At 56.4% G+C, this 12,555-nt stretch carries 13 protein-coding genes and 1 riboswitch; of the genes, 10 read left to right on the top strand and 3 right to left on the bottom strand.

The genetic code is table 11. From position 1 onward, the window contains the following. Positions 1-29: 29 nt before the first annotated feature. Positions 30-539, bottom strand: coding sequence for a bifunctional 3-hydroxydecanoyl-ACP dehydratase/trans-2-decenoyl-ACP isomerase (gene fabA, locus AC2TCY_RS12385; protein WP_058279458.1), 510 nt, complete (start codon positions 537-539; stop codon positions 30-32). Positions 540-727: 188 nt separating this feature from the next. Between fabA and irrA the strand changes: the two genes are divergently transcribed. After that, positions 728-1,147 (top strand): iron response transcriptional regulator IrrA, encoded by a 420-nt coding sequence (gene irrA, locus AC2TCY_RS12380; RefSeq protein WP_480847761.1) that lies wholly within the window; start codon positions 728-730, stop codon positions 1,145-1,147. Positions 1,148-1,156: 9 nt separating this feature from the next. On the opposite strand, the gene AC2TCY_RS12375 is transcribed toward irrA, so the two are convergent. Then, positions 1,157-2,044: a LysR family transcriptional regulator gene (locus AC2TCY_RS12375; protein ID WP_480847760.1), complete on the bottom strand. Its 888-nt coding sequence runs from the start codon at positions 2,042-2,044 to the stop codon at positions 1,157-1,159. Between the two features lie 85 nt (positions 2,045-2,129). Between AC2TCY_RS12375 and AC2TCY_RS12370 the strand changes: the two genes are divergently transcribed. Beyond that, positions 2,130-2,927, top strand: coding sequence for a phytanoyl-CoA dioxygenase family protein (locus AC2TCY_RS12370; RefSeq protein WP_480847759.1), 798 nt, complete (start codon positions 2,130-2,132; stop codon positions 2,925-2,927). A 64-nt stretch (positions 2,928-2,991) separates the two neighbouring features. On the opposite strand, the gene AC2TCY_RS12365 is transcribed toward AC2TCY_RS12370, so the two are convergent. Beyond that, entirely contained in the window at positions 2,992-3,855 is an 864-nt protein-coding gene (locus tag AC2TCY_RS12365; RefSeq protein WP_480847758.1) for a glycosyltransferase family 2 protein, read from the bottom strand. A 121-nt stretch (positions 3,856-3,976) separates the two neighbouring features. Between AC2TCY_RS12365 and miaB the strand changes: the two genes are divergently transcribed. The 8 genes from miaB to trmB all read left to right on the top strand — a co-directional run bounded on the left by miaB (position 3,977) and on the right by trmB (position 12,500). Beyond that, positions 3,977-5,296, top strand: a complete 1,320-nt coding sequence (miaB, locus tag AC2TCY_RS12360) for a tRNA (N6-isopentenyl adenosine(37)-C2)-methylthiotransferase MiaB (protein ID WP_480847757.1) — start codon at positions 3,977-3,979, stop codon at positions 5,294-5,296. 199 nt (positions 5,297-5,495) lie between these two features. Continuing rightward, positions 5,496-6,227, top strand: coding sequence for an outer membrane protein (locus tag AC2TCY_RS12355; protein ID WP_480847756.1), 732 nt, complete (start codon positions 5,496-5,498; stop codon positions 6,225-6,227). 159 nt (positions 6,228-6,386) lie between these two features. Further along, entirely contained in the window at positions 6,387-7,409 is a 1,023-nt protein-coding gene (locus AC2TCY_RS12350; protein WP_480847755.1) for a PhoH family protein, read from the top strand. Between the two features lie 41 nt (positions 7,410-7,450). Then, the gene (ybeY, locus tag AC2TCY_RS12345; protein ID WP_480847754.1) at positions 7,451-7,945 is read left to right on the top strand and encodes an rRNA maturation RNase YbeY; all 495 of its coding nucleotides are present in this window, start codon (positions 7,451-7,453) and stop codon (positions 7,943-7,945) included. 36 nt (positions 7,946-7,981) lie between these two features. Then, entirely contained in the window at positions 7,982-8,869 is an 888-nt protein-coding gene (locus tag AC2TCY_RS12340) for a hemolysin family protein (RefSeq protein WP_480847753.1), read from the top strand. Next, complete coding sequence (gene lnt, locus AC2TCY_RS12335) at positions 8,866-10,371, top strand: apolipoprotein N-acyltransferase (protein ID WP_480847752.1); 1,506 nt, start codon at positions 8,866-8,868, stop codon at positions 10,369-10,371. The genes AC2TCY_RS12340 and lnt overlap by 4 nt, the downstream gene beginning before the upstream one ends. A gap of 42 nt (positions 10,372-10,413) precedes the next feature. Then, positions 10,414-10,462: riboswitch (SAM-SAH riboswitch) on the top strand. Between the two features lie 5 nt (positions 10,463-10,467). Then, positions 10,468-11,649, top strand: coding sequence for a methionine adenosyltransferase (gene metK, locus AC2TCY_RS12330; protein WP_480847751.1), 1,182 nt, complete (start codon positions 10,468-10,470; stop codon positions 11,647-11,649). 137 nt (positions 11,650-11,786) lie between these two features. Continuing rightward, complete coding sequence (gene trmB, locus AC2TCY_RS12325; protein ID WP_480847750.1) at positions 11,787-12,500, top strand: tRNA (guanosine(46)-N7)-methyltransferase TrmB; 714 nt, start codon at positions 11,787-11,789, stop codon at positions 12,498-12,500. Positions 12,501-12,555 lie beyond the last annotated feature (55 nt).

Below are 12,555 nucleotides of genomic sequence, written 5' to 3'. Positions count from 1 at the left end.
GCGTGCTCCTTATTTCGGGCCGGTCAGGCTCAGGCTTCGGACAGAACGACTTTCATGTCTTTGACGTCGTAAATCATTTCGCCGTCCGCTTCGACGATACCATCCGCCACACCCATGGTCAGGCGGCGGGTCTGAATCGCCTTTTTGAAATCGATTTTGTAGGTCAGCATCTTGCGGTCAGGGCGTACCATTCCGGTCAGTTTGACCTCACCAACACCTACGGCCATGCCGCGGCCCTGCCATCCGCGCCAGCCCAGATTGAAACCGGTCAGCTGCCACAGACCATCCAGCCCCAGACAGCCCGGCATGATCGGATTGCCGGGGAAGTGGCAGTCAAAGAACCAGAGGTCCGGAGTGATATCGAACTCTGCCAAAATGTGGCCTTTGCCATGCGCACCGCCATCTGCCGAAATATCGGTGATCCGGTCCATCATCAGCATGGGCGGAGCAGGCAACTGCGCATTGCCCGGGCCGAATAATTCGCCGCGGGCGCATTTCAGCAGATCGTCCTTGTCAAAACTGCTCGGGAATTGGGCCATTCTGCCGCCTCTCCTGCCAGGGGTCCGTTCATTCAATCAGGCCTCGTCTATCACCCGTAGGCAAGGTCCTGCAAGACCGCCTCGCCACATCTTGTTGGGCTTACGACATTCTTTGCGAATGAATTTCATTTGAAATTGCAGGTCGAGCAACCCTATATATACTATCAGCAACAACGAGTATCGGATTCATGACGCTTCAGAGCCGAGACATTGCGACAAACTGGCTGGTCGATGCCGGATTGCGGCCCACGCGTCAGCGGGTTGCATTGGCCGAGTTGCTTGTCGGTGACGGGAACCATCGCCATGTGACCGCCGAAAGCCTGTTTGAATCCGCAAAGCGCAATGGTGACGCAGTTTCGCTTGCGACGGTGTACAATACTCTGCGTGCTTTCTGTGAGGCCGGAGTGCTGCAGGAAATCACTGTGGATGGCTCGAAAAGCTATTTCGATACCAACACCCACGATCACCCACATTTCTTCTGGGAAGATGAAAGCCGTCTGAGCGATGCGCCGTCGGAACAGTTGGTGATACAACGACTGCCGGAGGCACCCGAAGGGGTCGAGATAGCGTCAGTGGATGTAGTGATCCGTCTGCGCAAGAAGCAATAGTCGGAATCCTTACAGACCTTCTTTCAGTACCTTTTGCGCGCCAGCGACAAAAGCACGGGTCGGGCCGGTGCCGTGCAATGCCAAAACGGCGGATTCTGCGGCATCAGGGTCGCTGATTGGAACGCTGACAAGTCGCATCCGGTCATAGCTGATATCACCGGGCGGGTTTGCATAGCTTAGCCCGATTCCTTCTCCATGGGCTGCCAGACTGCGCTGTATCTCCAGCGATGCGGCGCGATGCGAAACGATCGGATGCAGTCCTTTGCGCGTAAACAACCCCAAAACATGTTGGGCCGAAAGCCCCTCCTGAGACAGAATCAACGGATGCGGTTCCAGATCCTCGAGTTTGATTTCTTCGGCAACGGCCAAAGGGTGATCCGGTGACATCAATGCGTGCGGCGTACTGTCGAAGAGTTTGTCGCGTGTAAATCCCGCGTCCATTCCCAGATCATAAGTGATTGCCAAATCGATCTGCCCGTCAACAAGACCGGTGATCAATCCTTCGAACCCGTCGACGAGGCTGCTTACCTCAGCATCCGGCAGCTGTTGGCGCAGCATATGAAGGGCAGGGGCCAGAACGAACGGTGCCAGATCCACAAAACACCCCAATCTCAGCCGGTTTGAACCCGTACGGGGCTGTTCCGATCCTTCCAACCGCGCAGCCTCTTTAAGGAGCACCTCCGCCTCTTCGACAAATGTTCGCCCCTGCGGGGTCAATGCCATCGCAGCGCCGCGGCGGCGGACAAACAGTTGATGCCCAAGATGAGATTCGACACGTGTCAGAGCGTTCGACAAAGCAGGTTGCGATACGTTCAGAACCTGAGCCGCGGCAGACAGGCTGCCATACCTTCCGATCGCACAGACATACTCATATTGCCGCAGAGAAATATATAACATGAAGTTAATACTAACTTTGAAAGATATGATTTGAACAGACGTACTTTTCATGCACAGATCAGTCAACTTTTCCACGGAGACCGACATGCCCCATCCCCTCGTTACCCAAGAGATGATCGATATCTATCAGGCAGATGGAGTCGTTCTGATCAAAGGCCTGTTTGCTGATCATGTTGAAACCCTTCGGGATGGGGTGGCAGCAAATATGGCCGAGCCCGGTCCATACGCATCAGAGAACAAGAAAGACGGAGAGACTGGTCGTTTCTTTGACGACTACTGCAACTGGACGCGCATTCCGCAGTTCCGCGAGGTGATAGAAGCGTCTCCGGCTGCTGAGGTGGCCGCAGATTTGATGCAGTCGCAGACCGTTCAGATGTTCCATGATCATGTGCTGGTCAAAGAACCGGGAACATCAATGGCAACGCCGTGGCATCAGGACGGGCCATATTACTTCGTTGAAGGTCAGCAGACGATCAGCTTCTGGTCACCGCTGGATCCGGTGAAACAGGCAACATTGCGCTGTGTTGCCGGATCACATCGGTGGGAAAAAGAGGTTCTGCCCACGCGTTGGGTCTCTGAGGAGGGGTTTTTTGCCGATGAAGGGCAATACATCCCGGTTCCCGATCCGGATGCCGAAGGAATGAAGGTTGTGGAGTTCGAGATGGAGCCCGGCGATGCCGTGGCCTTTAACTATCGTACTCTTCACGGGGCGCGCGGCAATCAGTCCGACAGCCGACGCCGGGCATTCTCTCTGCGTCTTGTTGGAGATGATGCGCGATATGTCGAACGAGCGGGGAGAACTTCTCCGCCGTTCCCAGGTCATGACATGGAGCCGGGGCAGCGCCTGCGCGAAGACTGGTTCCCTCTGCTTTTGAGGCGCTAATCGGGTCTTGGCCGCTGTCGTGGCCAGCAGCCCGCGCATAAGCTATTGGACTGCAGACCGGCGGTCAGAACCACTGCCCGGGCTCCATTAGTCCAAGGTCAAGCAATTGGCGCGAGGACCACTGAAACTCGATCGAATTGCGCCAGCGAAAGCTGGGAATGTCGAACGTTGACCCGGCATTTGTCTTCAGGGCTTTGGCTGCGCGAAACGAGCAGATTGCAGCAGTCAGATTGTGGTGCCACGGGCAGGCGTAGGTGTTGTACTCTGCCACGTTGAATGAGTGATCCGGCCGCAACGATAGACCTTTCTTTGCCTTGAATAGGGCAATGCGATCGATGCGGCGACGCTCATAAGGAATGTGATCCTCGAACCGCCACCGCAGACCGCCGGACATGTCCAGTTGCCGCTCCAGCGGGTGCCCAGTCGTGTCATGGCGGGCGTGCGCGTAATAGCCCTTGCCGTCCAGCATAGCCCCCTCGGCGTTAACCCCATTGGGAAAAGCGGCTAGATCATCAGCATAAAGGTCGACGACGTGCGTTAGCATCGCCGCGCGCCGTTCCTCGGTATGAAACGCAAGCATTTCGCTAATCGTGCGCGTTTCACAAAAGGGAAAGAACAGGTACTCGGCGTTGTAGCAGTAATACATCCACAGCCCTGGTGCTGCCTGAATGATCCGGTTGATCGTATCGAACACAATATTTCGGGGGGCGCAGGTCAGTGTGACGCGATGAATTTCATCGTTGATATCCGTATCGATGTCAAAATCCTGCGGCATGAAGGCGATCACCGATTTGAACCCAAGGTTCAGGTGGTGGCGCAGCGTGCCGTTCAGTTCGACGTCGTCTTCGGCGAAAATCAGCGCGACAGGCCCTTTTGCAAGGGCTGCTTGGCCTGACTTCAGAAAATGCTCAGGGGATTCGTAGTGCATTGCCTGTTTCGGTTCCGCTTTGCTGGAATTACAGGCCAAATTCGGGTAATTGCGCCAGCATTGCAAGCGGCGTTCTAAGCATATAAATGACGCCGATCCAGCGACTGCAAAGGCCCGTCTCATGTCCGAACCGAAAAAGCTGTTTATCAAGACCTATGGCTGTCAGATGAATGTCTATGACAGTGAGCGTATGTCAGAGACGCTGGGCGGTCAGGGCTATGTCGAGACCAAGTCTCCTGATGACGCGGACATGATCCTGTTGAACACCTGCCATATCCGGGAGAAGGCGGCCGAGAAAGTTTATTCCGAGCTGGGACGGTTCAAGGGTTTGAAAGCCGAAAAGCCGGACCTGAAGATCGGTGTTGCGGGCTGTGTCGCGCAGGCCGAGGGCGAAGAGATCATGCGCCGTCAGCCGCTGGTCGACTTGGTCGTGGGTCCGCAAAGCTATCACCGTCTGCCCGAGATGGAAGCGAAGACGCGTCAGGGCGAAAAAGCACTGGATACGGACTTTCCTGAAGAGGACAAATTCGAGAAGCTAAAAAACCGGCCCAAGGCCAAACGCGGGCCGACCGCGTTTCTGACGGTACAGGAAGGCTGCGACAAGTTCTGCGCCTTTTGCGTGGTTCCTTACACACGCGGCGCCGAGGTCAGCCGTCCGGCGGATCGTATTCTGCGCGAGACACGGGATCTGGTCGAACGTGGCGTGCGTGAAATCACTTTGCTGGGCCAGAACGTCAATGCCTATCACGGTGCAGGGCCGGACGGGGACATGTCTCTGGCAGGTTTGATTTGGGAACTGAACAAAGTTGATGGGTTGGAGCGCATCCGTTTTACCACGTCGCACCCAAATGACATGGGCGACGATCTGATCGAAGCACACGGGACCTGCGACAAGCTGATGCCGTATCTGCACCTGCCGGTTCAATCGGGCTCGGACAAAATTCTGAAACGGATGAATCGCAGCCATACTGCCGAAAGCTATCTGCGCCTGATCGAACGAATTCGCGCGGCACGGCCGGATATTCTGATGTCCGGTGACTTTATCGTCGGTTTCCCTGAAGAAACGGATGAGGATTTTCAGGCTACGCTGGATTTGGTGGAGGAGGTCAAATACGGCTATGCCTATTCCTTCAAATACTCCACCCGTCCGGGGACGCCTGCTGCAGAACGGTCGCAGGTCGAGGCCGAAGTGGCGGATGAGCGCCTGCAGAGGCTGCAGGCCATGATCACGCGTCATCAGCACGATATCCAAGATTCCATGGTCGGTCGCACCGTGAACGTTCTATTCGAAAAAGCCGGCCGCCTTCCGCAGCAGATGGTCGGAAAATCCGAATACCTTCACGCAGTTCACGTCACAGACGCGGATATTGCGGTTGGAGATTTGCGGCAGGTGAAAATTACTGGATCGGGTGCAAACTCACTGGCTGGTGAATTGATCTGAGTAGATGCGTGAAAGGCATAACTGACGGGTTTTCCAGAAATTAACCCTTGATTTATGACTTGGAACTATGTTCCGAGGTAAGCCAGATTTGTCACGGAGTGCACTCTGCTCTCGTGAGGAAACTGCCAGATCTGCGGTTTTGAGATCTGTGCCATGGAGGGCGCGAGTAGTGAGTCGGACGTGTTTTCAGGGGTCGTGTTTGTCCCGTACCTTCTCTGCGTTGGTGTTTGCGGCGTTCAGTGCCGCGCCGACTTTGGCAGGGGATATTAACGGAACTTTAACTGAACCCGAAATCATCGCTCCGCAGCAGTTATCTCGTGATGCCAGCGCGTTTTATTTGGGCGTGAGTGGCGGATATGGATCGGGCGGATCCGATCAATTCGGTCTCAGAACTTCGGGCGGGCTTTTTCCGGTTGGTAATCTTGAGCCCGCGGGTGGCTATGGCGGGTTCCGTGGCGGCTGGCGTGGCATTCTGCCTGCGCGTGGCGGGCGGGATTATGTCTATGGGCTTGAGATCGGTTATGATTTCGGAACCCTCGAAGACAGCGCCTCGACACAGATCGGCGGAACAACGGTCGCGGCCGAGTCTTCGATCTCCGATGTGTTCTCTGTGCGGCTTCGCAACGGCCTGAGCAATCGCAGCCGCACGATCCTCTATTTCGTGACCTTAGGGTATGTCAGCGGCGATATCACAACCTCAAGTGCTTTGACTTCAAGTGGCCCGACCCAACGGTTTCAGGACCAGGAACGGCGCAACGGAATTTCGGCAAGCCTGGGTGCCGAGCACCAGCTGACCGAGCACTGGTCGATCACCGGTGAAATCGAATACATGCAGTTCGATTCGAAGGTCGTGGATCTGGGGTCGGGGTTTTCCACCAAATCGACGCCCAGCTTCCGTGGGATCAGGTTCGGGTTGAACTATACGTTCTGATCGCGCCCTTTTTGCACGCATTTCCCTTCAGCAATTGCAGTGATTTGACCTGACTCGTCGGCGCTTTTGTCATCTGGTCGGGAAAAATTGAATCTGCGCCTTGCGTCGATCCGGATTTGTTGTCACGCTCAGGGTGAAACGCCAAGACAGGAGAACGGATTGGCCATCGGTGCCCTTACCCCACCGCAAGATGACATGCCCCAGCGTGAGGCGCTTGTTGAATTCCCAGACAACCGATTGTTGATTGATCTATGCGGCGAATATGATCGCAATCTCGCTGAGATCGAACAAAAACTAACCGTCCAGATTGTGCGACGGGGCAATCAGATTGTTGTCATGGGCGAAGAGGATGCGCAAAAGCAGGCTGTCGAAGTCTTGCAGGCGCTCTACACGCGTTTGGAAGGCGGGCGTGAGGTGGAAGCCGCGGATGTCGACCGAGAGCTCCGTATGGGCAACTCGGAAGTCGGGACAGGCAGTCGCGATGGCGACCAGCTGGAAATGTTCAAAGGCGGCACGGTTGAAATCAAGACCCGCAAGAAACTGGTTGAGCCGCGCACGGACGCACAAAAAGCATATGTGCAGTCGCTGTTTCAAAATGAACTGGCCTTTGGCATCGGTCCGGCAGGTACCGGCAAGACCTATCTGGCAGTTGCCGCTGGTGTTTCGATGTTCATTGGCGGCCATGTGGATCGTATCATCCTGAGCCGCCCAGCAGTCGAGGCCGGAGAAAAGCTGGGGTACCTGCCGGGCGACATGAAGGACAAGGTCGATCCTTACATGCAGCCGCTGTATGACGCGCTGAACGATTTTCTGCCAGGCAAGCAACTCGCCAAGCTGATCGAGGAAAAGCGAATCGAAATTGCTCCGCTGGCCTTTATGCGTGGCCGCACTTTGGCCAACGCTTTCGTTGTGTTGGACGAGGCGCAAAACGCCACCACCATGCAAATGAAGATGTTCCTGACCCGTCTGGGCGAGGGCAGCCGCATGGTCATTACCGGCGACCGGTCTCAGGTGGACCTGCCACGCGGCGTGCAGTCGGGGCTGAAGGATGCGGAAAGGTTGCTGAAGACGATTCCCAATATCGGCTTCAACTATTTCACGTCAAAAGACGTCGTACGCCATCCGCTTGTCGCCGCCATCATTGAGGCGTATGAGGCCGATGCGGGCCGCGAAACAGGTTGAGTTGCCGAGGTCCCGCGTGTGGGACCTTGGTATTTGACGTCATGAACCTTGAGATAACCATTGAGGATGACCGTTGGCGAGAGCTGACGGTGTTGGCGCGCGCGGCAATAACGGCTGTCATCGATTATTGCGGTCTGGATGCAGAAATCTGCGAGGTCAGTTTGCTGGGGTGCGATGATGCTCGGATTGCCGTGCTGAATGCCGAGTTTCGGGAAAAGCCCGTTCCCACCAATGTCCTGAGCTGGCCAGCAGTGGACCTGTCTCCGGAAGAAGCCGGTCAAATGCCGGCGCCTGCGGAGCCAGATTTCACGGGCGAGATTGCGCTGGGTGACATAGCGATTTCCTACGACACCTGTGCCCGGGAAGCTGCCGAGGCCGGTAAAACTATGGCTGACCACGTCACTCATCTGATTGTTCACGGAATGTTGCATTTGCTGGGTTACGATCACGTTCGTGACCGGGACGCCACTTTAATGGAGGCCGTAGAGGTCGAGATACTTGGCAAAATGGGTAAAGATGACCCATATAATGCGTAATGTGGGCCATATGGCTCGATCAACTGGAACAGAGTAATGGGCGATATAGACGGCAGTTCTAGGGCGGCGCAACGCGCGCAACCTCAGGACAGCAGCACTGAAGCAGAAGAAAAAGGCGGATTCTTCTCGCGTATCCTTGATGCGTTTTCCCCGCCGGGAGACGAAGAACCGAGCTCCGTCAACGGGCACGATACGATCAGTCCGCAATCTCGGGGCATGATCAACTTGCGCCGGATGCGGGTCGAAGACGTGGCGATCCCGACAGCGGAAATCATCTCGGTCCCGTTGACAATCTCCAAGGACGAACTGGCCACTGTGTTTCGTGACAGCGGACTGTCACGGATACCGGTTTTTGACGGAACGCTGGATTCCCCGTTAGGCTTTGTTCATCTCAAAGACTTTGCACTGACCCATGGTTTCAACGGAGATTCGACTGAATTCAAACTGGGTTCGATGCTGCGTACTTTGTTGTTTGTACCGCCGTCGATGCCGATTGGAGTTCTTCTGACCAAGATGCAGACCGAACGTCGCCACATGGCGCTTGTGATCGATGAGTACGGCGGCGTCGACGGTTTGCTGACAATTGAGGACCTTATCGAACAGGTCGTAGGTGAAATCGCGGACGAACACGACGCGGACGAGGATCAACTTTGGGTGCAGGAGAAACCGGGTTGCTACGTCGTGCAGGCCCGCGTGCCGCTCGAGGAATTCGAGGCCGAAATTGGCCGATCGCTGACCAGTCACGAGGATGTGGACGAAGAAGAGATCGACACGCTGGGAGGATTGGTCTTCATGCTCTCCGGCCGGGTCCCCGCCCGGGGTGAGGTTGTGCTGCATCCCGAAGGCCCCGAATTTGAAGTGATCGACGCCGATCCGCGCCGTATCAAGCGTCTGCGTGTCATGTTGCCGGATATCGTTACATGAACCCAGCGCAGGGTTGGCCTTTCTGGCTGAGGCTTGTGATTGCAGCGACGCTGGGCGTGCTCGGTGCTTATGGATTGGCGCCTTTCGGCTATTGGGGCGCAACACTGGTGGCGTTTGTTCTGATTGCGCCATTATTCCTCACGTGTGAAACGCGTCGTCGCGCCGCTTGGCTGGGCTGGGTGTTTGCAACCGGGTATTTTGCAAACGCACTTAGCTGGATTGTCGAACCGTTTTTGGTTGACGCTGAACGCCATGCCTGGATGGCTCCATTTGCTTTGATTTTATTGGCCGGTGGGCTTGCACTGTTCTGGGGGCTGGCGTTCTGGGCCGCCAGGAGGCCAGGTGCCGGACCGGTTCAGCAGGCCATGTTTCTGACAGTATGCTTGTCGCTGGCTGAATTTGGTCGGGGATATCTGCTAACCGGGTTTCCTTGGGCCGGAGTCGCTCAAGTTTGGGTCAATTCGCCGGTCGCTCAGATTCTGTCGCTGGTGGGACCATATGGCTTGGGCGCACTGACCTTTGCCGCGACCTTTCCCTTGGGCGCAGCAATCGTTGAACACCGCTCCTTGCGAGGGTTAGCAATGCCAGTGGCTATCACGATTGGCCTGGCCGCCCTTGCAATGGTCCATGGGACTACGCGTCCGATCGTTGCTGAGACAGAGCACGTCGTCCGGCTTGTTCAGCCCAACGCACCCCAGCATCAGAAATGGGATCCGGACTACGCGCCGCTGTTCTTCGCCCGCCAGATTGAATTTACTGCGGTCAATCCCCGACCAGATCTGATCGTGTGGCCCGAGACCGCGGTGCCCGCCTGGTTAGGGAATGCGCAGCCTTACCTTACTGCAATTTCCGACGCCGCTCAGGGAACACCGGTTTTCTTGGGCATCCAGCGGGCCGAGGGGGCACAGATTTACAACTCGATGATCTATCTGGACACTCAGGGGCAGCAGGCCGGTCTCTATGACAAGCATCATCTGGCGCCATTTGGCGAATACGTGCCCTTTGGCAACCTGATGGCACGGTTTGGAGTCGCGGGTCTGGCGTCAACCACTGGTAACGGGTTCAGCGCAGGCTCTGGTGCAGCCGTGATGGAAGCGGGCAATCTGGGCACAGCCCTGCCACTGATTTGCTATGAGGCCGTGTTCACGCAAGACGTACATTCAGCTCCGGCACGCGCCGATTTTCTGCTGCAGATCACAAACGATGCCTGGTTCGGAACACAATCTGGTCCGTATCAGCATTTGGCCCAGGCTCAAATGCGCGCGATTGAGCAGGGACTTCCGATGATGCGGGCGGCCAACACAGGTGTTTCCGCGATGATTGATCCGCTGGGACGGATCACCGATGCACTACCGCTGGGCCAGGCAGGGTACATCGACGCAATTCTACCGCAACCTTTGTCGCCGACTTTTTATTCGCGAATTGGGGATAATCCGACCCTCATCGCGCTATTGGTCTTTTTATTGCTACTTTGGCGCAACGCCCGGCGGGTTCACGCGTAATTTCCAATTGACCCTGTTTTACTGCAGGCGTATCCCCTCGGATGCCTGTCACAACGGCTTCCTGGCGTGACGGGGAAATCTCAATGGAGCACTTTCATGTCCCGACAGAATTATACTTTTACTTCGGAATCCGTTTCCGAGGGGCACCCAGACAAGGTTTGCGACCGAATCTCGGACGCCGTTCTCGACGCCTTTCTGAACGAAGAACCCGAGGCGCGCGTGGCGTGCGAAACATTTGCCACTACCGACCGTGTCGTTATTGGCGGCGAAGTTGGCCTGTCGGATCAGGACAAGTTGCACGACTATATGGGCCGCATTGATGAGATCGCTCGTGCCTGTATCAAGGATATCGGCTACGAGCAGGACAAGTTTCACCACGAGACGGTCGAGGTGACGAACCTGTTGCATGAGCAGTCCGCTCATATTGCGCAGGGCGTGGATGCCGCTGACAACAAGGATGAAGGTGCCGGTGATCAGGGCATCATGTTCGGCTATGCGACGACGGAAACGCCGGCATTGATGCCTGCGCCGATCCAGTATTCACACGCCATCCTGCGGCGCCTGGCCGAAGTCCGCAAGAACGGCACCGAGTCCGTGTTGGGACCGGACGCGAAATCACAGTTGTCGGTGGTCTATCGAGACGGCAAGCCAGTGGGTGTAGATTCGATCGTTTTGTCGACGCAACATCTGGACGAGTCGCTGACTTCGGATGACATTCGTCAGATTGTCGAGCCCTATATCCGTGAAACCCTGCCTGAGGGCTGGCTGTCGGCTGAGACCGAGTGGCACGTAAACCCAACCGGCAAGTTCGTGATCGGCGGGCCGGACGGTGACGCGGGTCTGACCGGACGCAAGATCATTGTGGATACCTACGGTGGTGCCGCGCCTCATGGCGGTGGCGCGTTCTCGGGTAAAGATCCGACCAAAGTGGACCGCTCGGCTGCCTATGCCGCACGTTATTTGGCCAAGAACGTCGTGGCCGCGGGCATGGCTGAACGCTGCACGATTCAGCTGAGCTATGCGATTGGTGTCTCCAAGCCACTTTCGATTTATGCCGAAACCCACGGAACGGGTCAGGTTGCAGATACAGAAATCGAAAAGGCCGTAGCTCAGGTGATGGACCTGACCCCGCGCGGAATCCGGCAGCATCTGGAGTTGAACAAACCCATCTACCAGCGTACTGCGGCCTATGGTCATTTTGGCCGAAACCCCGAGGCTGATGGCGGGTTCAGCTGGGAACGTACAGATCTGACTGACGCGCTGAAGCAGGCAGTCTGACCAGTTGTTATACAAAGGCGCGCCCTCAAAGGCGCGCTTTTTCTATTTGGATGCGCCTCGGCGATTTGGGGGCAGTCTATCAGACCTGCGACAGCCACCTCTTGCAACGATCCAAGCTGCGCAGTATGGGCACCGCCATGAGCACCGAGACCCCACAACGCCCCCGCAGAAACTTCTATGGCCGCTTCAAGGGCAAAACCCTGAAGTCCAGTCAAAAGACTTATCTGTCGGAAGACCTAACCGCTTTGTCGCCCGGCGCGGTCGATTGGGAAACCAATCCCCAACGCACTCCGCTCGATCTGGATGGGCTATTTGGCGGCAAACCGGTCTGGCTTGAGGTTGGTTTTGGCGGCGGCGAGCATCTGGTGCATCAGGCAAAGAATAATCCGGATATTGGTATCATAGGGGCAGAGCCGTATATCAACGGAGTTGCCATGCTGTTGGGCAAGATCCGCCGGGCAGGCGTTGAAAACCTTGCTGTCCATCCCGGTGACGCCCGTGACCTCTTCGACGTTCTGCCCGAGGCCAGCATCGCGCGCGCTTTTCTGCTTTACCCCGATCCGTGGCCAAAGACGCGACATCATCGCCGCCGTTTCGTCACACCTGAACATCTTGAACCGCTGGCCAGGTCGCTGAAGCCTGGCGCGATATTCCGGGTGGCGACTGATATACCGGACTATGTTCGCCAAACCCTGGAGGAAGTACCGCGTGCCGGTTTCGAATGGTTGGCCGAAGGTCCTGCCGATTGGCAAGAGCCGTGGGACGACTGGATTTCGACCCGGTACGAACAAAAAGCACTGCGCGAAGGTAGAACGCCCCATTACCTGACCTTCCGCCGGACCGAGAACTGATCCTGACCAGATTTCTGCAATCCTGAATGCTATGCTAGGTTAAGCGCGCCACATG

Source organism: Ruegeria sp. HKCCD7181 (assembly GCF_057221055.1).
The sequence above is the reverse complement of the archived record's forward strand: the minus strand, read 5'-3'. Positions and strand labels throughout refer to the sequence as shown.